General features: G+C 36.8%; 23 protein-coding genes. 17 read left to right on the plus strand and 6 right to left on the minus strand.

What is annotated here, in order from left to right; genetic code table 11:
- Positions 1 to 35: 35 nt before the first annotated feature.
- Positions 36 to 1,274 carry a 2-oxoglutarate dehydrogenase complex dihydrolipoyllysine-residue succinyltransferase gene (gene odhB / locus FJA49_RS10605; protein WP_140000891.1) on the minus strand — a complete coding sequence of 413 codons (1,239 nt, stop codon included), beginning with the start codon at positions 1,272 to 1,274 and terminating at the stop codon, positions 36 to 38.
- 89 nt (positions 1,275 to 1,363) lie between these two features.
- Positions 1,364 to 4,147 carry a 2-oxoglutarate dehydrogenase E1 component gene (locus FJA49_RS10610; RefSeq protein WP_140000892.1) on the minus strand — a complete coding sequence of 928 codons (2,784 nt, stop codon included), beginning with the start codon at positions 4,145 to 4,147 and terminating at the stop codon, positions 1,364 to 1,366.
- 114 nt (positions 4,148 to 4,261) lie between these two features.
- Between FJA49_RS10610 and FJA49_RS10615 the strand changes: the two genes are divergently transcribed.
- A complete protein-coding gene (locus FJA49_RS10615) occupies positions 4,262 to 4,795 on the plus strand; it encodes a hypothetical protein (RefSeq protein WP_140000893.1) in 534 nt (177 codons plus the stop codon).
- A gap of 265 nt (positions 4,796 to 5,060) precedes the next feature.
- Here the strand turns inward: FJA49_RS10615 and FJA49_RS10620 are convergent, their stop codons facing one another.
- Entirely contained in the window at positions 5,061 to 5,414 is a 354-nt protein-coding gene (locus tag FJA49_RS10620) for a hypothetical protein (RefSeq protein ID WP_140000894.1), read from the minus strand.
- Positions 5,415 to 5,479: 65 nt separating this feature from the next.
- Positions 5,480 to 6,454 (minus strand): polyprenyl synthetase family protein, encoded by a 975-nt coding sequence (locus FJA49_RS10625; RefSeq protein WP_140000895.1) that lies wholly within the window; start codon positions 6,452 to 6,454, stop codon positions 5,480 to 5,482.
- A gap of 171 nt (positions 6,455 to 6,625) precedes the next feature.
- Here FJA49_RS10625 and FJA49_RS10630 point away from each other — a divergent pair, with 171 nt between their 5' ends.
- The 5 genes from FJA49_RS10630 to FJA49_RS10650 all read left to right on the plus strand — a co-directional run bounded on the left by FJA49_RS10630 (position 6,626) and on the right by FJA49_RS10650 (position 13,724).
- Positions 6,626 to 7,240, plus strand: a complete 615-nt coding sequence (locus FJA49_RS10630) for a TetR/AcrR family transcriptional regulator (RefSeq protein WP_140000896.1) — start codon at positions 6,626 to 6,628, stop codon at positions 7,238 to 7,240.
- Between the two features lie 15 nt (positions 7,241 to 7,255).
- The gene (locus tag FJA49_RS10635) at positions 7,256 to 8,602 is read left to right on the plus strand and encodes a TolC family protein (RefSeq protein WP_449404270.1); all 1,347 of its coding nucleotides are present in this window, start codon (positions 7,256 to 7,258) and stop codon (positions 8,600 to 8,602) included.
- 18 nt (positions 8,603 to 8,620) lie between these two features.
- Complete coding sequence (locus FJA49_RS10640) at positions 8,621 to 9,682, plus strand: efflux RND transporter periplasmic adaptor subunit (protein ID WP_140000897.1); 1,062 nt, start codon at positions 8,621 to 8,623, stop codon at positions 9,680 to 9,682.
- A gap of 158 nt (positions 9,683 to 9,840) precedes the next feature.
- A complete protein-coding gene (locus FJA49_RS10645; protein WP_140000898.1) occupies positions 9,841 to 13,017 on the plus strand; it encodes an efflux RND transporter permease subunit in 3,177 nt (1,058 codons plus the stop codon).
- A 149-nt stretch (positions 13,018 to 13,166) separates the two neighbouring features.
- Positions 13,167 to 13,724: a hypothetical protein gene (locus FJA49_RS10650; protein ID WP_140000899.1), complete on the plus strand. Its 558-nt coding sequence runs from the start codon at positions 13,167 to 13,169 to the stop codon at positions 13,722 to 13,724.
- Between the two features lie 59 nt (positions 13,725 to 13,783).
- Here FJA49_RS10650 and FJA49_RS10655 read toward each other — a convergent pair whose 3' ends face one another.
- Positions 13,784 to 14,131, minus strand: coding sequence for a toxin-antitoxin system YwqK family antitoxin (locus FJA49_RS10655; RefSeq protein WP_140000900.1), 348 nt, complete (start codon positions 14,129 to 14,131; stop codon positions 13,784 to 13,786).
- Positions 14,132 to 14,449: 318 nt separating this feature from the next.
- Here FJA49_RS10655 and aspS point away from each other — a divergent pair, with 318 nt between their 5' ends.
- Complete coding sequence (gene aspS / locus FJA49_RS10660) at positions 14,450 to 16,195, plus strand: aspartate--tRNA ligase (protein WP_140000901.1); 1,746 nt, start codon at positions 14,450 to 14,452, stop codon at positions 16,193 to 16,195.
- A 28-nt stretch (positions 16,196 to 16,223) separates the two neighbouring features.
- On the opposite strand, the gene FJA49_RS10665 is transcribed toward aspS, so the two are convergent.
- Positions 16,224 to 17,924: an AraC family transcriptional regulator gene (locus FJA49_RS10665; RefSeq protein ID WP_158629477.1), complete on the minus strand. Its 1,701-nt coding sequence runs from the start codon at positions 17,922 to 17,924 to the stop codon at positions 16,224 to 16,226.
- A 401-nt stretch (positions 17,925 to 18,325) separates the two neighbouring features.
- On the opposite strand from FJA49_RS10665, the gene FJA49_RS10670 reads away from it, so the two are divergent.
- The 10 genes from FJA49_RS10670 to FJA49_RS10715 all read left to right on the plus strand — a co-directional run bounded on the left by FJA49_RS10670 (position 18,326) and on the right by FJA49_RS10715 (position 24,695).
- Positions 18,326 to 19,051, plus strand: coding sequence for a hypothetical protein (locus FJA49_RS10670; protein WP_140000903.1), 726 nt, complete (start codon positions 18,326 to 18,328; stop codon positions 19,049 to 19,051).
- A 224-nt stretch (positions 19,052 to 19,275) separates the two neighbouring features.
- Positions 19,276 to 19,743, plus strand: a complete 468-nt coding sequence (locus FJA49_RS10675) for a hypothetical protein (RefSeq protein WP_140000904.1) — start codon at positions 19,276 to 19,278, stop codon at positions 19,741 to 19,743.
- A gap of 159 nt (positions 19,744 to 19,902) precedes the next feature.
- Complete coding sequence (locus FJA49_RS10680) at positions 19,903 to 20,358, plus strand: hypothetical protein (protein WP_140000905.1); 456 nt, start codon at positions 19,903 to 19,905, stop codon at positions 20,356 to 20,358.
- 162 nt (positions 20,359 to 20,520) lie between these two features.
- Complete coding sequence (locus FJA49_RS10685) at positions 20,521 to 20,766, plus strand: hypothetical protein (RefSeq protein ID WP_140000906.1); 246 nt, start codon at positions 20,521 to 20,523, stop codon at positions 20,764 to 20,766.
- 54 nt (positions 20,767 to 20,820) lie between these two features.
- Positions 20,821 to 21,276 carry a hypothetical protein gene (locus tag FJA49_RS10690; RefSeq protein ID WP_140000907.1) on the plus strand — a complete coding sequence of 152 codons (456 nt, stop codon included), beginning with the start codon at positions 20,821 to 20,823 and terminating at the stop codon, positions 21,274 to 21,276.
- Positions 21,277 to 21,288: 12 nt separating this feature from the next.
- Positions 21,289 to 22,425: a hypothetical protein gene (locus FJA49_RS10695; RefSeq protein WP_140000908.1), complete on the plus strand. Its 1,137-nt coding sequence runs from the start codon at positions 21,289 to 21,291 to the stop codon at positions 22,423 to 22,425.
- A 210-nt stretch (positions 22,426 to 22,635) separates the two neighbouring features.
- Positions 22,636 to 22,836 carry a cold-shock protein gene (locus tag FJA49_RS10700; protein ID WP_056071739.1) on the plus strand — a complete coding sequence of 67 codons (201 nt, stop codon included), beginning with the start codon at positions 22,636 to 22,638 and terminating at the stop codon, positions 22,834 to 22,836.
- A gap of 303 nt (positions 22,837 to 23,139) precedes the next feature.
- Positions 23,140 to 23,505, plus strand: coding sequence for an NADH-quinone oxidoreductase subunit A (locus FJA49_RS10705; protein WP_140000909.1), 366 nt, complete (start codon positions 23,140 to 23,142; stop codon positions 23,503 to 23,505).
- A gap of 117 nt (positions 23,506 to 23,622) precedes the next feature.
- Positions 23,623 to 24,171, plus strand: coding sequence for an NADH-quinone oxidoreductase subunit B (locus FJA49_RS10710; protein ID WP_140000910.1), 549 nt, complete (start codon positions 23,623 to 23,625; stop codon positions 24,169 to 24,171).
- Between the two features lie 2 nt (positions 24,172 to 24,173).
- Positions 24,174 to 24,695 (plus strand): NADH-quinone oxidoreductase subunit C, encoded by a 522-nt coding sequence (locus FJA49_RS10715; RefSeq protein ID WP_140000911.1) that lies wholly within the window; start codon positions 24,174 to 24,176, stop codon positions 24,693 to 24,695.

Below are 24,695 nucleotides of genomic sequence, written 5' to 3' on the forward strand. Positions count from 1 at the left end.
TCGAACGGGATTTTTTTATATTCTAAAGCTTGAAATTATAGTTCCAAAGCTTTTTTAGGATTGTTATCCATCAATAATTCTACCGGATTCTCCAAACCTTCTTTTACCGCAACCAAGAAACCAACTGACTCACGTCCGTCAATAATTCTGTGGTCATAAGAAAGTGCTACATACATCATCGGGTGGATTTCCACTTTACCGTTTACGGCAATCGGACGCTCGATAATGTTGTGCATTCCTAAGATTCCAGATTGCGGAGGGTTAATGATTGGTGTTGAAAGCATACTTCCAAAAACACCCCCGTTAGAGATTGTAAAAGTTCCTCCGGTCATATCGTCTACAGTAATCTGTCCGTCACGAGCTCTTATTGCCAATCTCTTGATTTCAGACTCGATTCCACGGAAAGTCAGGTTTTCAGCATTTCTAACCACAGGAACCATAAGTCCTTTTGGTCCTGAAACTGCTACTGAGATATCGCAGAAATCGTATGAAATTTTTTCTTGTCCGTCAATCATTGAGTTTACATCCGGATACAGCTGTAAAGCTCTTGTCACTGCTTTTGTAAAGAATGACATATAACCCAGACCTAATCCGCCATGTTTTGCTTTGAAAGCATCTTTATATTCATTACGAACCAAATTGATTGGCGTCATGTTTACTTCATTGAAAGTCGTAAGCATTGCCGTTTCATTTTTGGCTGCAACCAAACGCTCTGCAACTTTTCTGCGAAGCATTGATAATTTTGTTCTTTCAGAACCACGGTTTCCTCCTGTTGGAGTTCCCATAGAAGGTTTTGCGTTTACAGCATCGTCTTTAGTGATTCTTCCGCCTTTTCCGGTTCCTTCAACAGATGATGCTTCAATATTTTTTTCGTCCAAGATTTTTCTCGCAGCTGGCGAAGGAGTTCCTGTAGCATATGTTTTTTCCGCAGCAGGCGCTGGTTTTGCTTCTGCTTTAGGCTCTTCTTTCTTAACTTCTGCTTTTGGAGCTTCCTCTTTCTTTTCTTCTTTTGCCGGAGCACTTCCTTCTGGCTTAGCAGCACTTGTATCAATCAAGCAAACTACCTGACCAACAGCTACTGCATCACCTTCTTCTGCTCTTAGCGTGATAATTCCGCTAGCTTCAGCCGGCAATTCCAAAGTTGCTTTATCTGAATCTACTTCAGCAATCGCTTGATCTTTTTCTACGTAATCTCCGTCTTTTACTAACCAAGTTGCGATTTCAACTTCGGTGATTGATTCCCCCGGTGAAGGAACTTTCATTTCTAAAATCATCTGTATATAATTTTATGGTGTTGTTATTTGTATACTACTTATTATTTCAAAATTACGTTTTTTAGCCTTGATAGGCATCAAAATCTTAATTAGCTGAAAAGATTTTTATCAAAAACCATCGCTATTGCAGCTGCATGACGCTTTTTAGAACGTGCATAGCTTCCTGCAGCAGGCGCACTGTATGCTTTCAAAGAAGCCACTCTCAATTTCACTAAATCAAAATTCATCAGCATGTAACCGTAAGCTCCCATGTTTTTAGGCTCTTCTTGTGCCCAAACATAATCATCAGCATTTGGATATTTTTCAATAATGGCTTTTAACTGATCAACTGGCAAAGGGAAAAGCTGTTCGATTCTTACAAAGGCTACATCTTTTCTACCGTTTGCTTCTCTTTCTGCTACCAAATCATAATAGAATTTTCCGGTACAGAATACTAAAGTCTTAACATCTTTAGCATTTACATTTGGATCATCCAAAACTTCCTGGAAGCTTCCGTTTGCAAATTCATCTACAGTAGAAACTACTGATGGATGGCGTAATAAACTTTTTGGAGTAAACACAATCAATGGTTTTCTGTAGGCCGTTTTCATCTGTCTTCTCAACAAGTGGAAGAAGTTAGCCGGAGTAGTACAATCAGCCACAAACATATTGTGGTTAGCACAAAGTTGCAGGTATCTTTCCATTCTTGCTGAAGAGTGTTCAGCTCCCTGACCTTCATAACCGTGCGGAAGTAACATTACAAGTCCGTTTTGGTTGTTCCATTTATCTTCTGCAGCAGAAATATATTGGTCAATCATGATTTGGGCACCGTTAGAGAAATCTCCAAACTGAGCTTCCCAAATCGTCAATGTTTTTGGACTTGCCAAAGCATATCCGTAATCAAAACCAACCACACCATACTCAGACAAAAGTGAGTTATAGATATGGAATTTTCCTTTTTGATTTTTCAGGTGTTGCAACAAGATTACTTCTTCTTCAGAATCCTCAACTTTCACAACAGCATGACGGTGAGAGAATGTTCCTCTCTCCACATCTTGTCCTGAAATACGAACATCATAACCTTCAGTTGTCAATGAGCCATAGGCTAATAATTCAGCCATTGCCCAATCCAGCTTGTCCGTTTCATACATGACTTTTCTGTCATTGATTAGCTTCTGGATTTTGCTGATAAATTTCTTATCACTTGGCAATGTTGTAATTGTCTGTGCAATTTCTCCCAATGTTTCTTTTGAGAAAGTCGTATCGACTTTCTGAAGCATTTCTTTTTCATCTGCCTGAACAAAACCATTCCATTCGTTTTGCATGAACGGAGTAATGATTGTCAGGTCTTTTTTACGCGATGCTTCCAGATTTTCATCCAACATCGTTTTGTATTCTTTTTCTAATTTGCCTACATACTTGTCATCAATCACACCTTCTGCTATTAATCTTTCAGCATAGATATCTCTTGGGTTTTGATGCTTAGCAATAAGCTTGTATAATTTTGGTTGGGTGAAACGAGGCTCATCACCTTCATTGTGTCCATATTTTCTATATCCTAGCAAGTCGATGAAAACATCGCTTCCAAACTGCATTCTGTAGTCCAAAGCAAAAAGCATGGCATGAACAACTGCTTCTGCATCATCTGCATTTACGTGTAGAACCGGCGAAAGCGTCACTTTTGCAATATCCGTACAGTAAGTAGACGAACGGGCATCCAGATAGTTAGTCGTAAATCCAACCTGGTTGTTGATTACCAAGTGAATTGTACCACCTGTCTTATATCCGTCCAATTGCGCCATCTGAACGATTTCATAAACAATTCCTTGTCCAGCAATAGCAGCATCACCATGAAGTGCAATTGGCAGTACTTTTGAGAAATCATCCGGGAAGTGGCGATCTTGTTTTGCTCTTGTGATTCCTTCAATTACAGCTCCTACCGTTTCCAAGTGCGAAGGGTTTGGTGCTAAATTGATGTTGATACTTTTTCCTGATTTTGTCTTTTTATCAGCAGTCAGTCCTAAGTGGTATTTTACGTCACCATCGAAAAGCGCATCATCGTCATAATCTTTTCCATCAAATTCAGAGAAGATATCTTGTGTGTTTTTTCCAAAAACGTTTGCCAAAACATTCAAACGGCCTCTGTGTGCCATTCCCATAACAAACTGCTCTACTCCTTTTTCTGCAGCTGCTTCAATCAAAGCATCAAGAGCAGGGATTAATGTTTCACCTCCTTCAAGAGAGAAACGTTTTTGTCCAACATATTTGGTATGAAGGAAGTTCTCGAAAGAAACTGCCTCATTTAATTTATTAAGAATATTTTTCTTTTGGTCATCTGAAAATCTAGGATGATTGTCATTGTATCCGATTCTATCCTGAATCCATTGGATTACTTCCGGCTTACGGATATACATGTATTCCACACCAATATGCTGGCAGTAGATTTTGTCTAAGTGACCAATGATTTCCTGCAAAGAGCAAGGTGCGATTTTGATGGCCTTTGCTGCATCAAAAACAGTATTCAAATCAGCTTGTGAAAGTCCGAAGTTTTCAAGATCCAGGTTCGGGCTAAAAATTCTTCTGTCTCGTACCGGATTGGTTTTCGTAAACAAGTGACCGCGCGTTCTGTAGGCGTCGATCAGCTTCAACACATTAAATTCTTTTTGTAGTTTTTCTGAAATTTGGCTTACATCGACATTGCTTGATGTTGCATAGTTTGCAAGCTGCTGTGCCGGAGCCTCATGTTCTTCATTATAAGTCTGCATTCCGAAATCGAACCCCTGAAAGAAACTTCTCCAGCTTGGTTCTACGCTATCCGGATTCTCAAGATATTCGTCGTATAATTGAGCAAAAAATTCAGTATGTGCCGCGTTTAAAAAGGAAAACCTATCCATAATTTAGTTGAATGTCCTAATTTGTTAAAAATATTTTTGCAAAAGTACGACAATTAGAACAATCTAATAAATATTTCATACTTTTATGTCTTAAACTTAACTTAAAATTTGGCCATGAAAATACTTAATCTTAACCATATAACAAAACCCTTGTTGGCAGTTATTTTCTTGGCTGTTTCATCAAATGCTATAGCACAGCAAAATACAAACAATGATTTTCAAAGCAGGATACGTTTCGGCGGCGGATTAGGGCTTGGTTTTGGCTCTGGATACACCAATGTTTCTGTAGCTCCAAGCGCTATATATGACTTCAATCCATATTTTTCTGCTGGTTTGGCTTTGCAGGTAAGTTACGTAAGAGATAAAGATTTTTACGAGTCCTATATCTATGGCCCTAGCCTTATCCTATTGGCGAATCCAATTCCTGAAATCCAACTTTCTGCCGAACTGGAACAGCTAAGAGTTAATCTGGATTATGACGATAAAGTTGGAGGCGGTTCTGATAATTTTTGGAACACGGCACTTTTCCTTGGAGCCGGTTACCGCATGGACAACGTTACGGTTGGCGCACGATATAATGTTCTGTTCGACAGCGATAAGAATGTTTATAATGATGCTTTGATGCCGTTTGTGAGGGTTTATTTTTAAGATGCAAAGACACTAAGGTTCTGAGGCGCTAAGGTTGTGTGTGTTTTTAAGATGCTAAGGTACTAAGGCTCTGAGATACTAAGGTTGTGTGTCTTATATTTAAAAAAGAATATTATTGAAAATATATTTTTGTATGTTTTTTATTTAACGAATTAGCTTCTTAAATCTGTGTAATCATTTAATCTGCGGCTAAAAAATTTAATCCGAAAATCATCTGGCTAAAAAAGAACTAAGGACCTTAGTACCTCAGCGCCTTAGAACCTTTTTAAAACTTATTTCTAAACCAAACTTTCTGCCATTCTCTTTTTAGGATGAGAAAAACAATTTGCTCAGATAACTCTACTAAATCAGAGCCATCTAATTTTTTGACCTCAGCTTCGGGAACATCAATAATATAAAGGAGATTCAGGTATTCTGCAAATTTGTGCTGGATCAGTCTGTACACTTTTTCATGCAGCTGGATTTTCAATTCTACCGGCTTAGTACTGAGTGGAAAATCAATCGGCTCATTCGCAAAATTAAAGTCCTTGTTGATTTGTTCCAGTAATTTCAAATACAGATTTTCTTTCTCGGCTTCAGAAAGTAAATTATCGGTATTTATAGGTGCAATAAAATTCATAGTGTTTTTATAACCCTTTCAGGGTTTGGAACCCTGAAAGGGTATTTTGTAATCCGTGTCAGACATTAAACTTTTCGGCCCATCAAATTTTCACCAAAAGCTTTCAATACTGCTTTTTTATCCTGGCCAATATTTAATTTTTCCAATGTTTCAAAAGCCTTAAACGTATATTCCTTGATGGCTTCCTGAGTTGCTTTTGATGCTCCGGTTTGATTAAAAATTTCTTTTACAGAATTTATCTTTTCAGAATTGTCCGTAGGCTGTATAGAATACAGGTGTAGCAACTGTTCTTTTTCTTCCGGTGTTGCAAATTGCAACGTCTTCAAATAAAGATACGTCTTTTTATTTTCAATTATATCACCGCCTACTTGCTTCCCGAATGTTTCTGGGTTTCCAAAAGCATCCAAATAATCATCCTGCAATTGGAAAGCGATACCAAGATTTAATCCGAAATCATAAATCGCCTCACCATTTTCAACAGAAGTCTCAGCTATAATGGCTCCCATTTTCATTGCAGCAGCAACCAGTACGGCTGTTTTATATTCAATCATTTTCAGATATTCCGGAATTGTAACATCATCACGGTTTTCAAAATCTACATCCCATTGCTGCCCTTCGCATACTTCAAGTGCTGTTTTACTAAAAAGCTTTGCCAAAGACTGGAAGATTACCGGCTCATACTTTTCAAAATATTGGTAGGCCAGAATCAACATGGCATCTCCTGAAAGGATACCTGTATTGATATTCCACTTTTCATGAACTGTTTCTTTGCCCCGACGAAGCGGCGCATCGTCCATTATATCATCATGAACAAGTGAGAAATTATGAAACACTTCTACCGCCAAAGCTGCCGGCAATGCTTTCTTATATTCTTGATCAAAAATCTCAGCTGCCATTAATGTCAGAATAGGACGAATCCTTTTTCCTCCTAACGACAATATATACTGAATAGGTTCGTATAGTGATTTTGGCTCTTTGACAATCTTCTGGCTTTCTAGATAATTTAAAAAGCCATCCTGATATTCACTGATGGAATGCATAAAAATAATTTTGGCTAAATTACGGTATTCTTTATACCACAACAAACTTTCCCCATTCTAAAATTCAGCCGCTCCGAAAACGTTTTTTGTTAAAGAAAAGTTAAATTCAATTTGACAAATTTGTCAAAATAAATTATTTAATAATTTTGTTTAACAAAAATGTTAAACACTATGTATATTAAAAATAAAGATGAGGCTACTGAGGATTTAATTAAAAAAACTGCCAAGAAATTATTTTTTGGTGAAGGTAAATTTAATGCAACCACTCAGGAAATAGCTGATGCAGCGGGAGTTAACAGGACTTTGATAAATTACTATTTCCGTTCCAGAGATAAATTGTTTGAAATCGTTTTTGCCGATGCACAAGAAAAAGAGCAACAAAGAACCGAATCAATTGTTTTTTCTGAACTGCCTTTTAAAGCAAAAATTGAAGAATTTATAGATGATTCTTTTGTAATGGCGAAAGAATATCCTTACATGGAAATCTACCTGGTAACCCAATTCAACCAAGGCTGCTATTTCAAGGATGAAGAAGGAATGGAACGAATGCTTAAAAAATTCTATGAAGAAGTACTTGTAGAAATGGAGAAAGGAACGATAGACAAAATGGCGCCAATACAGTTTATAATTAATATGGTTTCATTAATCTCCTTTCCTATTTCCATGCGTCCACTTTTTCAAAGAACCATGCGTTTGACGGATGAAGAATATGAAAAAATTGTGGATGACAGAAAAGACATTATCATGAATACCTTATTTAGAAATCAAAACAAAATCAATCAATAATAAATAATTAATCAAATGAAGAGTATGAACAGACTCGCTATCCTGCTGATTGGATTCATTTTTTCGCAAAGCATTCAGGCACAAAGCCGAAAGCTAACGCTAAAAGATGCTATTCAATATGCCTTGGAAAACAAAGCAGATTCTAAAAAAGCCAAGCTTAAAGTAGAAAATAGCGAATACCAAATCCAAGAAGTACGCTCCAGAGCTTTACCGCAGATTACAGCTCATGGAAATGTGACGTACAATCCAATATTGCAATTAAATGCCTTACCGGGTGACTTTTTTGGACAACCGGGCACTACCATCTTGGCTCCTTTAGGACAAAAATGGAGTTCAGTAGGCGGCGTTAGCTTAACGCAGAACATTTTTGACCAGGCGGTATTTACAGGCTTGAAAGCGGCTAGAACTACTCGTGAGTTTTACCAAATCAACCAGCAGCTCACGGAAGAACAGGTAATTGAAAGAGTTGCCAACAATTACTATCAGGTTTTTGTACAAAGACAAAAGCTTTCTGTAATCGACAGTAACTTTGTAAACACTACAAAAGTTAAGGAGATTATCAAAGGCCAGTTTGATAACGGGCTTGCGAAAAAAATCGATTTGGATCGTATTACTGTAAAGTTGCACAACATCAATACGCAACGCCAACAACTGATCAATGATGTACAGCTACAGGAAAACTCTTTGAAGTTTTATATGGGTATGCCTATTGAAACAATAATCGAGATTCCTCAGACAGAATTTGAAGTCACGCCTCTTGCGCTTTCAGAACAGCCTGATTCGACTCAAAGAACGGAATATGCATTGTTGAAAAAACAAGAGCAGCTTTTAGACTATCAGAAAAAATCTATTGTTGCTGAGTATTACCCAACTTTGGCTATTTCCGGAAGCTATAATTATATCGGACAAGGTCCTAAATTGCCTTTGGGAGCGTCTTCTTCAGAAGGTGTTTACTGGTCTGATTATTCCATCATAGGGTTGGATTTGAAAATCCCAATCTTTACCGGATTCGGAACAAGAGCAAGAGTTCGTCAGGCAGACATCGAAATAAAACAGGTTAAAGAAGATATGTTGGAAACAAAACTGTCTCTTGATTTGGCTTATGAGAATTCAAAAACACAAATCAACAACAGCATTATCACAATCAAGAATCAGAAAGAGAATGTGAGATTGGCTGAAGAAGTGTTAAGCGACACCAAAAACAATTATTACAACGGACTGGCTACACTAACTGATTTGCTTGATGCTGAGAATTCACTGGTTGAAGCACAAAACAATTATAACTCAGCTTTATTGGATTACAAGCTAGCTGAAGTACAGCTGATCAAAGCTAAAGGAGAACTAAAAACTTTAATCAATTAAAAATCAATCATACAAAAGATGAAAAAATTAATATATATAGGTATTGGAGTAGCCGTCCTTGGACTGATCGGTTTCACTTTAATGAATAATAAGAAGAAGAACGACGCAGAAACGGCAATCGTTTCTGAAAAAAACACTACAGTTGCCGTGCGAATCGCAACGGTAAAGACTGAAGCTATCAACTCTGATTTCGTAGCAAACGGTAATTTCATTCCTTCTCAGGAATTAAAATTCTCTGCAGAAAATTCAGGAAGAGTTATCAAAGTTTTGGTAGAAGAAGGAAGCCAGGTGAGAATTGGCCAAACTTTGGCTATCATCAAAGGAGACCAACTGTCTATTGATGTACAGAATGCTAACGCAGCTTACCAAAATGCTTTAACAGACAGCAAACGTTATGAAAACGCATACAAAACTGGCGGTGTTACACAACAACAGCTAGACCAGGCAAAACTGACTCTTGTCAATGCTAAAGCAAAACTAGATCAGGCTAAAATTACCTACGGAGATGCGACAATCAAATCTTCTATTAATGGAATCGTAAACAAAAAGAGCATCGAGCCGGGTTCTGTAGTAGCACCTGGAACAGAATTGTTTGAATTGGTTAACGTTTCAAAATTAAAGTTGAAAGTGGCCGTTAGCGAAAATCAAATTCCTGATTTAAAAGTAGGATCTGTTGTTAAAGTTAAGGTTAGCGTTTATCCTGATAAGGAATTCTCTGGAAAAATTACTTTCATCGCACCTAAAGCAGACGAATCATTAAACTTCCCGGTAGAAATCGAAATCACGAACAATCCTAACAATGAAATCAAGGCAGGAATGTACGGAACGGCTGAATTTACTTCAAAAGCTACACAACAAAAACCGCTTAAGATTATCCCTAGAAATGCTTTCGTAGGAAGTGTGAGCAGTAATCAGGTATTTGTTGTAGAAAACAATGTTGCAAAACTGAAAAAGATTGTTGCCGGACGTGTTTTTGGCGAAAAAGTGGAAGTATTAGACGGCTTGAATGACGGTGAAATTGTTGTCACTAGTGGACAAATCAACCTTGCTGACGGAACAAAAGTAAATCCAATAAAATAGTTGACAGTTTAGTTCATAGTTGATAATTGATAGTGGATAGTTAATAGTGGATAGTTGGTATAAGCGACTTTTAGCTTTACAACTTTAAGACTTTACAACTTTTGACTTCCTCTCTTTTGACTTTATGACCTTTGACTTTAAGACTTTAAACTTACAAAATGAAAATAGCAGAAATATCAATCAAACGACCAACCCTTGTGATTGTGTTGTTTATCATTCTAACGCTCGGCGGTCTGTTTAGCTACAGCCAATTGAGCTATGAATTGATCCCGAAGTTTGAAATAAACGTGGTTACGATTTCTACTGTATATCCTGGAGCTTCTCCGGGGGAAGTAGAAAATACGGTAACCAAAAAAATCGAAGACGCTGTTTCCTCTCTGGAAAACGTAAAGAAAGTAGAATCGAAATCTATCGAGAGTTTGTCTATCGTTATGGTAACTCTGGAACCGGAAGCCGATGCGGACTACTCTCTTAACGATGCCCAAAGGAAAATCAACGCTATCGAAAAAGATTTGCCAGAAGATGTTGATCCGCCTTCCCTAACTAAATTCTCTTTGAGCGATTTACCGGTAATTACTATCGGTGCAACCGCTGCAAAAATGGACGAAGTGGCATTTTATGACTTGTTAGACAAGAAAATCCAACCGATACTTTCACGTGTAAAAGGTGTGGCTCAGGTGAACTTAGTTGGTGGTGAAGAAAGAGAAATCCAGGTGAGTCTTGACCAAAACAAGCTAAAAGGTTACGGAATCTCTGTTCCACAGGTACAGCAGATGATCTTGTCTTCCAACCTTGACTTCCCTACCGGGAATATCCAAACAAGAGAAACTACGATGTTGGTTCGTCTTGCCGGAAAATACAAGAATGTAGAAGAAATGAGGAATCTTGTAATTTCCTCTAAAAACGGAATTCAAATACGTCTTGGCGATGTAGCCGATGTTCAGGATTCGCAAAAAGAAGTTGAGAAAATTGCTCGTGTCAATTCCAAAAATGCAATCGTATTACAGGTAATCAAGCAGACTGATGCGAATGCGGTAACAGTGAGTGAAGACACCTATGCTGCTATTGCTAAAATTGAAAAAGATTATGAAAAGGAAGGCTTAAAGCTTTCAGTAGCCAACGATACTTCTGAATTTACACTGGCAGCAGCAGACTCGGTAATCCATGACTTGTTCCTGGCCGTATTCCTGGTAGCATTCGTAATGCTTTTCTTCCTGCACAGTATCAGAAACGCCTTTATCGTAATGGTTTCGATTCCGGCTTCCCTGATTGCTACGTTCATCGGGATTTATATGATGGGTTACACTCTGAACTTAATGAGTTTACTTGGACTTTCATTGGTTGTTGGTATTCTTGTGGATGATGCCATCGTGGTATTGGAAAACATTTATCGCCACATGGAAATGGGTAAAAACAAAGTACGTGCCGCCTTTGACGGAACAGCAGAAATCGGATTTACCGTAACTGCAATTACATTGGTTATCGTCGTTGTATTCTTGCCAATTGCCATGAGTACGGGATTGGTTGCTAACATTATTACACAGTTCTGTGTTACCGTTATCATCGCCACGTTATTATCCTTACTATCATCATTTACAATCGTGCCTTGGCTTTCATCTCGATATGGAAAATTGGAGCACGTTACAAACAAAAACTTTTTTGGAAGAATCATCCTTGCTTTTGAAAGAGGTCTTGATAAGTTTACCCATAAAGTAACCGATATTTTAAAATGGTCTTTGAAATATAAGAAATCAACCCTGGCAATTGTCGTTGTATTGTTCTTCAGTTCGCTTGCATTGGTTGGTGCCGGTTTCATTGGAGGAGAATTCTTCCCTAAAATTGACCGTGGACAGTTCCTTGTTCAGATCGAATTGCCAAAAGATGCTTCTATCGAACAATCCAACTTTATAGCCCAGAAAGCAGAAGAATATCTGAGACATAAAAAAGAAATTGAAGAAATTGTAACTACCGTAGGACAGACTAGTGAAGGTTTTGGTGCTACGCAGGCTACCGTTTACAAAGCAGAAATTGACGTGAAGCTGATTGACAAATCACTTCGTAAAGACGGAACTTATATCTATGCAGCAAAAATGAAGCGTGAATTGGAAAAAATTCTCGTAGGTGCCAAAATCAAAACTGTACCTGTAAGTATTATGGGTGGTGCCGATGAAGCCCCAATTTTCTTGACGGTTACCGGACCGGATTTAGAAAGTGCAACAGCCTTTGCTAAAAAAGCAGAAGCACAATTGATGAAAATCAAAGGAGCTACAGAAATCAAACTTTCGGTAGAAGAAGGTAGCCCGGAAATTGCCGTTCAGGTTGATAGAGACAAGATGGCTGCGTTAGGACTGACGCTACAAACAGTTGGAACAACAATGCAGACTGCATTTAATGGGAATACAGATGCTAAGTTCCGTGCCGGAGAATATGAATACGACATCAATATTCGTTTTAACGAATACGACCGTTCGAACATTAATAATGTTAGCGACCTGGTATTCATCAACGATATGGGACAGCAAATCAAACTATCACAATTTGCAAGCGTTAAAGAAAGTTCAGGACCAAGCTTACTGGAGCGTCGCGACAAAGCAACTGCTGTGTCGATTAAAGCACAGACTATTGGTAGACCTTCTGGAGACGTCGCTGCAGAATGGGAAGCACAGTTTTCAAAACTGGAAAAACCAACCGGAGTAAGTTATGTTTGGGGTGGTGATATGGAAAACCAGGCTGAAGGTTTCGGTACATTAGGAATCGCTTTATTGGCCGCTATTATTTTAGTTTACCTTGTAATGGTAGCCTTGTATAACAGTTTTGTTTATCCGTTTGTGGTCTTGTTCTCTATACCATTATCCTTTATCGGAGCATTGATGGCGCTGGCGTTGACTAACAACTCGTTGAATATCTTTACGATTTTAGGGGTAATCATGCTTATTGGTCTGGTTTGTAAAAATGCGATTCTTCTTGTCGATTTCGCAAACCACAGAAAAGCCGAAGGTGAAACGACTTATATGGCATTGATTCAGGCGAACCATGCCCGACTTCGTCCGATTTTGATGACGACGATTGCGATGGTTTTCGGTATGGTGCCTATTGCATTGGCTTCTGGAGCTGCTGCCGAGATGAACAACGGTCTGGCTTGGGTAATTATTGGAGGATTGATCAGTTCGTTATTCCTGACCTTGATTATCGTTCCTGTTGTATATGCTATTTTTGACAGCCTGATTGCAAGATTTAACAAAGGCAAAGAGCCTACAAAATATGAGGAATTGATGGTAGCCGATTATGAGCACAAAGAATTGAGCGACGACGGATTTACCGCAAAACACTCTTAAAAAATCGTTCCAAAAACGAATTAACCTTGAAATTTCCCGGCTGAACACCATCAGTCGGGATTTTTTTTGGAGCATACAAAGCTTATTTTCTTGCCTGACAAGAATAAATCTCGACCACATTTTTTATATTGCAGTAAAAATTCCATGTTATGAAAAAAATAATTGCACTCTGTCTTTTTGTTTCCTTGTTTTCCTGCACCTCTGACAAGACCGAAACCATAACAGTAAAAAACAAATATTCTGTAGAATTGCCTTCCTTTCTTTCGGAAGCTAAGGGACTTCATAATCAGGCCTCATTGCAATATCAAAACGCTTTCAAGGAATTTTATGTGGTAATTATTGACGAGCCAAAACAGGAATTTATGGATGCAGCAAAGACTACAGCCGAGTTTTCTCCTGATTTTAATGGCTACTCACAAATCCTGAGAGGCAGCTTAGAAGCTTCTCTTAAAGAAGCAGCTTTTACAGACACAAAAGACACTCATATCAATGGACTAAATGCAAAAACTTTTTCGCTGACCGGAAAAATGGATGAAATCCCTATTTTTTATGATATTGCCTATGTTGAAGGCAAAAATCATTTTTATCAGATTGTAATTTGGACTATAGAAAGCAGCAAAGATAAATTCAGGGAACCTATGGACAAGATTATTGCTTCTTTTAAGGAAATCGGTTCTGGAAAAAGCAGTGACAGGAGTTTAAAATAAGAACAAAAAAAATCCATTAGCATTTACTAATGGATTTTTCTTTTGAAAGATAATCAGATTTAATTTCTGTTTGCAAGAGCATCCTGCTTCCAGCTTTTAACTGCAGCAACTCTGCTATCAGAATAATCAACTTCACTTAAATTATTATCTGTCCAAAAAAACCATTTTCCGGTTTTTGCACCGTTATTATATTCTCCTAAAGATTTTTTGTTTCCTGCTTCGTCATAAGAAATCCATTTTCCGTGAACTTTCCCATCCTTATAGAATCCTTCTTGCATTACTTTTCCATTATCATAAAAATAGGTAGCTTTTACCATATTGTCTACAACTTCATATTTATGATCCGCCTTTTGCGCAAAAACAACTCCAGAAATCAGCATCACTGCCATAATCAAACACTTTTTCATAATTCTGTCTTTTTTAGTTATTTACAATTCTCTAACAAATATAATTATTCCTTTACAATTAAAAAACTTTAACTTAACAATTTGATAACATTGAATGAAAACTTAACATTGGAATTCTCTTAAGCCTTATAAACATTGGCATTCCCAAAATCGTCAAAAAAAAACATTCACCATTGTCCTAAACTGAATTAAGAGGCAAAAAGCGCAAAGAACTACGGTTATACCTATATAAATTTTATTTTTTCCACTCTTTATAATTTAAAAATCATAATTCATAATTGACAATTATCACTAAATTTGCCATCTAAAATTTTGATAATGTATAGAAGTCATAATTGTGGAGAATTAAATGCTTCACATATTAATACAGAAGTTACGCTTGCGGGCTGGGTTCAAAAAACACGTGATAAGGGTTTTATGATCTGGGTTGACCTGCGCGACCGCTACGGAATTACACAATTGATTTTTGATTCAGAAAGAACCGATGCTGCTGTTTTTGAAATGGCTAAAACATTGGGCAGGGAATTTGTCATTCAGGTAAAAGGAACTGTTATTGAGAGAGAATCAAAAAACAAAAATATGTCAACTGGCGATATTGAAATTTTAGTTTCAGAATTAAGCCTTTTGAATGCCGCATTGACCCCGCCATTTACGATTGAAGACGAAACAGACGGCGGTGAAGATATCAGAATGAAATACCGTTATCTGGATATCAGAAGAAATCCTGTAAAAAACAGCTTGCTTTTCCGTCATAAAGTGTCTATGGAAGTTCGAAAATATCTTTCAGACTTAGACTTCTGTGAAATTGAGACGCCTTACCTGATCAAATCGACTCCTGAAGGAGCTCGTGATTTTGTGGTGCCGTCAAGAATGAACGAAGGACAATTTTATGCTTTGCCTCAATCGCCTCAGACTTTTAAACAGCTGTTGATGGTTGGCGGTATGGATAAATATTTCCAAATCGTGAAATGTTTCCGTGATGAGGATTTAAGAGCCGACAGACAACCTGAGTTTACACAGATTGACTGCGAAATGGCTTTTGTGGAACAGGAAGACATCTTGAATGTTTTTGAAGGACTGACTCGCCACTTGCTGAAAGAAATCAAAGGAATTGAAGTGGATAAATTCCCAAGGATTACTTATGATTATGCCATGAAAACGTACGGTAATGACAAACCGGATATTCGTTTCGGTATGGAATTTGGCGAATTGAACGAAGTAGCACAACATAAAGAGTTTGCCGTTTTTAACAGCGCTGAACTTGTAGTGGGAATTGCAGCTCCTGGTTGCGCTTCATATACCAGAAAAGAAATCGATAACCTGATTGATTGGGTAAAACGACCACAAGTAGGCGCTACCGGAATGGTATACGCCAAATACGAACTTGACGGAAGCATTAAATCATCTGTAGATAAATTCTACGATCAGGATGATTTGCAGAACTGGGCAAAAGTTACTGGTGCTAAACCAGGCGACCTGATCTTGGTTCTTTCCGGTCCTGCAAACAAAACAAGAGCGCAATTAAGTGCTTTGAGAATGGAATTGGCAACTCGTTTGGGATTAAGAAATCCAGAAGTTTTTGCTCCGCTTTGGGTAGTAGATTTCCCATTGTTAGAATTTGACGAAGAAAGTGGCAGATATCATGCGATGCACCACCCATTTACATCTCCAAAACCGGAAGACATTGCCTTGCTTGAAACTGAACCAGGTAATGTAAGAGCTAATGCTTACGATATGGTTTTGAACGGAAACGAAATTGGAGGTGGTTCAATCAGAATTCATGATAAGGCGACACAACAGCTCATGTTCAAATATCTTGGTTTTACCGAAGAAGAAGCCCGAAACCAATTCGGATTCTTGATGGATGCTTTCCAATTTGGAGCTCCACCACACGGAGGTTTGGCCTTTGGATTGGACAGATTGGTTGCTATTTTAGGAGGACAAGAAACCATCCGTGACTTTATTGCTTTCCCTAAAAACAATTCAGGACGCGACGTAATGATTGATGCTCCTTCCGCAATTGACAACAAACAATTGGAAGAACTTCACATCCGACTTAAATAATAAAAAAAGCCCCGAAATCGGGGCTTTTTTATATCTGTTCTTTATTGAGCTCATTCAAAAAGTAGGAAGGATAAATGCCTGTAGAAGCAAAAAAAGCCTTTGAAAAATGCTGCGGAGTGCTAAATCCCGATTCATCTGCAAGTGCTTTGATTGTATAATTGCGATATCTGGACTGACTTTTTAAAAGTTCGACAATATAGTCGATGCGTAAATCATTCAGATAAGTATTATAGTTTTTATTCCGATAGTGGTTTATAACTTTAGAAAGATAATTGGAATTCGTATTGAATGCTGATGCCAAATTGACCAAAGTCAGATCTTTTTCTAGAAACTTTTTGCGATTTTCAAATTTCTCAAGTTCCTTTAATATCAATGCAACAACGTCTGGGTTGATGTCAAGTCCCTTTTTCTCTTCATCTTCTTTTTCAACAACTATAGCTTTAGGTTTTTCTTTTTCGGCTCCCATCAATTCTTCAAATTTTTGACGATAGAGTTTCTGGTTACTATAATAGCGGTAGAAGAAATACAATGTCAAAAAGAAAAAAACAGCTAATGAAAAATACAATAATAAAGTAGTTTTCTCCTTGCCAGCCAATTGTTTTTCAATTTCCTGCTTGGCCTGTCGAAGTGCTTTAGTATCATATTCTTTATGAATTTTTCCAGACATATATTTGAAATTCGTGTTAAGCACACTGTCTGCCTTCATCAGCCTATTGATGTAATAAAGCTGGTTTTTTACATCTCCTTTTTCTTTATAATAGCCAACCAATAGTTCATAATTTTCCCTCAAATCAGGGCGTATGTATTTTTTTTCGGAAAAAACACGGTCCACTTTTTTAAAATAGGGGAGCGCCTTTTCCTGTTGGCCTTGATCCCAGTAACATTTTCCTATATAAAAATAGCCTACTGTTTCATTAGCAAAGTCATTGTTCCTTATGATTGCCGGTAATGCTTGTTGGATATTCTGAATCGCTTTAGAATAGTTTTTTTTGAAATATTGATTGATTCCTTCAGAATGGACAATATAATTCTGTGTCAGCTCTACATTCAGCCGCTTGGCTTCTTTTAATGCAAATTCATTGGTTTCTGTACTTAAGTCATATTTTCCAAGTCGGTTATAGACCAATCCTAAAGAATGCAACGAATTCAGATAACCTCTCTGATAATCGTATTCATCATACTTTTTAAAAAAATCAACACATTCTTTTAGCAAGACCAGAGCTTCATCATTGAATCCCAAATGTATTTTGATTCCGGCTATATGGTATTTGAGTTCATATTTGAGATAATTATCATTGGAATTGGAAATATAGTCGCTTGCTTTCAGGTAAAAATTCAAGGCCTGGACATAATCTTTGATGGAATAATAAAAATTCCCTTTTGAAATATAAGCAGAGCCAATAACCGGAGCATCATTAGTCATCATTGCAGCGGCCACTATACTATCTGCATATACAGGTTTCAGACTGTCAGACACAAAAAAGATAGCATTGGAATAGGCATTGACAGCCTCATTCAGATTGTTTTCCAATTTTGCCTTTGACAAATAAGAATCTAAATAAAAGAGTGCCCTTACAGTATCTTCTTCATAAAGATCGATCTTATTATTAAGGTAGTCATAGGATTTCTCTTTTAAGGAATCTGGCAGATAAAATCCTTTTTGCTGAGAAAAAACAGGAAATTGTAATACCAAAAAGAGTATCAAGAAAATACTGGACTTATTTGTCATAAGAAATTTCTGCTGTTTTTTGATTTGCATAGTATATTCAAATAAGTAAAGAGTCATAAATGTAGCATAAAAATAAATAAAAACGTTAAAAAAATCCGTTTTTTAATCTGTCGGATAACTTGATCTAAATGGTAGATTGAAAATTTACCTTTAAAAATATAATTAACTGATTTACAGTTAATTAATTGACAAAAAACGCACTACGAATTCATGAATTCGTAGTGCGTTTTTCGTGAATTCGTACCATATGCGCTTGCAAACGGCAAATTCGCAAGATAGCTTTGTCAACGAAATCCTGAAGCAATTTTTTGAAAGGGATGAAAAATCGAAAGTTCAATGTCTAGGCAAAAATGAACTGAAGAGCAAGATAGTTTAACAACAAACCTAACACCCCCACTCTCATGAAAAAGTTATTATCATTATCCCTGTTTTTATCATTAACATTTTTGTCATGTTCTACGGATGAGGACATCGAAATGGAAGCATCGCAATCCAATGCGTCAGCATCTATAAATCATAAAAAAGAAAATCCAGGAAACTGGAGTCCACAAAATGCTGCTAATCCTTATGATCAAGCAGGGATTCTATACCGACAGATTCTTGAGCAGTATAATGCCAATGTTCCTACGACTACAACCCCATCTCAAATCATATTTGATATTGAATCTATTGCAAATGGTTTTTCCGACTTCGCTCCTATGAAAAACAACAGCTATTCGCCAATAGCTTACAACAACATTAGTTGGATTCTGACCACTGAAGAAAGTTATCATATCGCCATCAGCAACAATAATAATCTATCCATCACCGCAAAAAATCAGTTAGAAACCTTGGCTTCTACCCTGATACAGATGATAGATGCTCAGACCACATCAAAAAGCATCCATGATTACATTGTCGGTTTTGAGGCATCCATATCATCAAGCACTGTTCTAACGGCTACCGACAAAAAGACAATCCTAACCTCTAGCTCAATTGCCAGACATGCCAATTACCAACGTAAGAAAGGAAGAAGATGGGACATCCATCATGGAATAACCGGAGCGGTTTATGGCGACAATGAAAACATGGCAAAGGCCGTAACGACAGCAGCTAGCATCAGCGCCATCGGAAACACCATCAATTAACAATTTGAAAGTAAGTAGTTTAAGTAAATAAAGTTCAACCAAACCAACCAAAATGACCATGAAAAACATCAGAGATCACCCTAGTATGCCCTAATTCGGAAAACCTCATAGAATGTAGTTTGGATTCTATAAAAAACAAACAATCCAATAAAAACTTATTAATCAACCATGGCAAAACCGCCTCCTAACCAACCAAAGCGGAATGCCCTTTAAATTCAAAAATTATGAAAAATTTACTCTTCAGCTTAATGGCTATCACATTGTTCAGCTTAAGTGCGAACGCTAGTGAAATTAAGGAAAACACAATAGCAACTGCAGCTATTGATAAAATCGAGAACACAACAGATCTTGGAGATTTGACACAGCCAACAGCGACTACATCAATAAAAATAACTTGGGGAAGAAAATCCAAAGGCTGTCGTGGTTTTGGAATATGCCGCATAATTATCACTATTGATATCCAATTCAAAGCTTCAGTAAACAGCAGAGGAAATCTTGTTTTAGAAGCAAATGCTGCAGGTCTTGAATCAGTTAGAAGCCATTTTGGATCAAACACAATCACAGTTGAGGAAGATTATCCATTGGAAGCTGATGTAGCAAGACAACTTGGATTGCAAGGTGACTATACTGTCAGAGCAGGAAGATACACGTTGCAACCTGACGGAAATGGCAACTTTGTAACAACTATGTAACAGACTACTTACTTCTATAATTCAATAGGCACTATCTAAAAAATCTGATAGTCCATTTTTTAAAATTCAACCAAAAAAACAATCAATTTTATTAATCAACCCGGCAAACCGTCCTTCTAAAAACCAACTAAGACGGAATGCCCTTTAAATTCAAACATTATGAAAAATTTATTCTTCAGCCTAATGGCAATCGCAATGTTCAGCTTCAACGCTAACGCTACTGAAATCAAAGCAAACACAATTAAAGACACAAACAACACTTGTGATCTAAATGAAACTAACCCAGTAAGACCTGCCATAGTAATTGGCCTTGAATGGGGAAGAGCATCAAGAGGCTGTAGTGGTAATGGGATTTGTATTATTATCACTACAAGAGATCTTTCTTCTTACCAACTATCAACAACTGATGCCGGCAGAGTAGTTTTTAAAGCAGATGCTAAAGGTCTTGAAGCAGTTAGAGCTCGTTTCGGTTCAAACACTATCGTAGTTGAGGAAGCTTATAAATTAACAGACGATGTAACAAGAGCACTTGAATTGCCAGCTGGTTATTCTATCAAACCTGGAAGATATACACTAGCTTCTGATGGAAGCGGAGGTTTTGTAACAACGATGTAATATATCTACCTCGCTATCACACATGCATAATGCACTATCTGAAATTTCAGATAGTGCATTTATAAATTCAACATACGAAAGGAAGAGAATTTCCTTTTCAGATAAGCTCCCTATCTTAAAAGAATAAAAAGCACAAACAACTTCACCATATCATCAATCAATATGAAGTTAACTACTAAAATACCACTAATTCTTATCATCATCGTCAACTTAATCAACCTCTACTTTATCATCGAATTATCCAATTATGACGAAATGATAAGCTATGTAAAGAATGAAGGAGAAAAGATCAACAGTCCCAGAAAAATGGTAACAATCTTCCTTTTGACGGCTCTGATCAATCTATTATTTGTATGCATTGTTTTTATGAGAAGTCTGATCTTTTCAAACAAAACAAGAACACGATGATTAACCTAGGGTTATGAATACTATTGTTCAGAGCCTAACTAAAACAACAATAAGATGAAAAAAATTTTATACCTCCCTGCCCTGCTTTTTTCCGGAATGTCGCTGGCACAAAGCAGCCCTCCCAGCATCTCCATTGATGATAATGGTTTGGGAAAACAATTTCCTGACTGTCTTTTGAGCGGCTCAGTATGCAAATTGTTTCCGACCAATCAGGATCCAAAAAGTTCAAATGCCAATGCCTATAAAACCGGTGAAAGTTCTTTTTGTATAGGAATTAAAAAAACAGCCTTGACAGAAGAGAAGCAAATTGCGTTATTAGGCAAAGCCTTAAAAAACATTCATCCTGGAGAAAACATTACGTTCAGAATGTCTACTCCTTACACCGTTGAACATGATTTCTTAAAAGCAATCAGCCTCAGTACGGTAAAAGATATTGTTCCTACCGGAAATTATCCAGTAGAAATCAACTCCGAGTATGTCCTCATCAAATTGACACTTTCAGGAAACTAAAAAATCACAGTCATGATACGATCAGTCTTATGGGTTGCATTCCTTTTTTTTGCTACGGCTTCATCAGCATTCACTAATGACTCCGACCCCGAGTTTAATGCTATCTTCAAGGAAATGCAAATAGAATTGAAAAAGATAAATGCTTATTATGCCCCTAAGATCCGGGAAAAAGAACTCCGTATTCAGGACATATCGGCTAAAATTTATGATGCTACAGAAACTGCATCCAAAGTCGATTTCTTAATTCAGAAAGATTTGCTGAAAGAGGAAATCCTATTTCTTAAAAAAGAAGAAATGCAGGATCTTTCCAAAATCAGATACTTGAAAGGACTTCAGATTATCCGCCTTTTGTATGAAAAGGTTTTAAGCTTGGACCATCACTTTGCATCGGTCAGAACATTTTCTGAAATCAACAAACTTTCGAATCCTAATCAATATCCTGAATATGAAAAACTCAAAGAAATTGTAAAACACAGAAAGGATAAAAAGGCGGGCTTTGACCTCACCTCTATCCTTGGAACCAATACAATCGTCTCCATAGTACAAACATTTTCAAATCTGATGGTTTCTTCACTTTCAAAGGATGAAAAAGACAAGGAAATTGCGAATATTGAATGTATCCTGGACTTTACGCTCAGGATGCAAAATGAGCTGAATACAATTTATTTCGAAACGGCCTTTCTGCAAAAAAGCAACGATAAAATCCGAACCGATATTGAGACTTTATTTAAAGAATATACCAAGCCTATCGGATATGCCAATACGCTGGAAAGCTGCAGAACATCAGATGATTGGGAAAGTGTAAAACTAAAAACAAATGATTATCTCGCTAACCTGAAAACACAACAAGGGCCACAACTGTATTCATCACAGGTCAACATTATTTTTCCGATAGACAGGCTTCTCCAGTTCATAACGCAATACAACAGTTTTATCGATCAGGGAGGCAAGTTTTATGAAAAATTCAAAATCATTCTTAACAGTTATGAAAATGAAAAGCAATGCGAAACAAAGCTTCCTTTAGAATACAAAAAATTGAAAGATGATATTGATGTTGCCATTAATAAATTCAACATCGCATATCGTCCGGTAGAAGTCAACGGATCAAAAATGAAAGAGATTCTCTATGGAATTAATGAGTTTGAATAATTCTTATAATATTTAGATTTTCTTTATCATAAATAATCAAAAAAATGAGGTATTTCGCTTAAAAATTGAAAATCAAATGATTGAATTATGGGAAAAATCACAAAAAGATTTTTTATTCAATAATTTTTTTTCAATTTATTAACATAAAATTATACTTCGTATCATATTAAATACTACATTTGTTCATTATTAATTATTTTTATTATTACAATGCGTACAGGTACAGTTAAATTTTTTAATGAATCCAAAGGATATGGATTCATTGTAGACGAAGAAACAGGAAAAGACATTTTCGTTCATGCTTCAGGAATCAAAGCGGAAGAACTTCGCGAGGGAGATAGAGTATCTTACGAAGAAGAAGAAGGAAGAAAAGGTAAAGTAGCTGCACAAGTTGCAGTACTTCAAAACTAATATATAGCATACTATTTTTAGTTTCCTAAAAACTTAACCGCTCCAGAAATGGGGCGGTTTTTTTATACTCTTAATTTAACACAAAATTAAATTATATTCATTTTTTTAATAGTAAAAATGAATTTTTCATTTATTTTGATTTAAACATTTAAAAAACGAATAATATAAACAAATCTTGTTGTTTGTTATTTTTATTCATTCTAAATTAAAATTAAGGACAATACTATATAGTATTGAAACCCTAAGGCTGTGAATTCAATATTGGCTCGTATATTTGTAACTATTTTATAAAATAAATTCATTATGAGTACGGATCAGACTAGTTATTTCCCTATATTAATGCAATTTTTGCTTGCTACCGGGTTTGTAGTTATGACAATTATTGGCTCTAGTTTTTTAGGCCCGAGAAGAAAATCTGTCAATAAAGACAAAAACTTCGAGTGCGGGATTGAATCTGTAGGAAACGCCCGTATCCCTTTTTCTGTAAAGTACTTTTTGGTTGCCATCCTATTCGTTTTATTCGACGTCGAAGTTATTTTCATGTACCCTTGGGCTGTGAATTTTAAAGAAATGGGCTGGGCAGGATTAGGTAAAATGGCAATCTTTATGTCTCTTCTTGTAGTCGGTTTTTACTACGTTATGAAGAAAAAAGGATTAGAGTGGGAATAAATGATTTTTGATTTGGGAATTATGATTTAAGACTTTCCCAATTTATAAAAACAAAGAAACAGATTCTTGTTTCGGACTTCACAGAAATCTGAAATCTGCAATCTAAAATCTAAAAAAATGAGTGATTCAAAAATAAATATGGTAGATGTTCCTGAAGGATATGAGGGAACAGGATTTTTCGCTACAAAACTAGATACTGTAGTTGGACTTGCCCGTGCTAATTCACTTTGGCCTTTACCATTTGCTACTTCTTGTTGTGGTATTGAATTTATGGCAACAATGGGTTCGCATTATGATGTTGCACGCTTTGGATCAGAGCGTATGAGCTTTTCACCACGCCAGGCAGATATGCTTTTGGTTATGGGAACAATTGCTAAAAAAATGGCTCCAATCTTACGCCAGGTTTACGAACAGATGGCAGAACCAAAATGGGTTATTGCTGTTGGTGCCTGTGCATCTTCAGGAGGAATTTTTGATACGTATTCCGTATTACAAGGCATTGACAAAATAATCCCTGTAGATGTTTATGTACCTGGATGCCCTCCAAGACCGGAACAGATTCTTGACGGCGTAATGCGCCTTCAGGATTTAGTAAAATCTGAATCCGTAAGGAGAAGAAGTTCTCCTGAATATCAAGAATTACTAGCTTCTTATAACATTTCTTAAAAATGGCTTTAGAAACTTCCGACATACAAAATAAGCTCGTTGACAATTTCGAATTAATAGTAAGCGATTTTGCACAACAGCACGATATTTTTTCTTTTGAAGTAGATTCAACATCAATACTCGAAGTAATGCAATTCCTGAGAGACGATAAAACATTGCGTTTTAACTTTCTTACGGATTTATGCGGTATCCATTATCCGGATGCTGAAACAGACAGGCAATTTGCCGTAGTATACCATATGCATAACTGGGTAGACAATGTCAGAATCCGAATCAAATGTTTTTTGAATGGTGAAAATCCGGAAATTGATTCGGTAACCAGCCTGTTTCTTGGAGCCAATTGGCAAGAAAGAGAAACCTATGACTTTTTCGGGATTATTTTCAAAGGTCATCCTCAATTGAAAAGAATCTTGAACATGGATGAAATGGTTTCTTTCCCAATGCGAAAAGAATTCCCATTGGAAGATGGCGGAAGAACCGACAAAGACGACCGTTTCTTCGGAAGAACAACAGATAATTGCTAA

Source organism: Flavobacterium microcysteis, assembly GCF_006385255.1.
In the GTDB taxonomy this organism is placed as follows: domain Bacteria; phylum Bacteroidota; class Bacteroidia; order Flavobacteriales; family Flavobacteriaceae; genus Flavobacterium; species Flavobacterium microcysteis.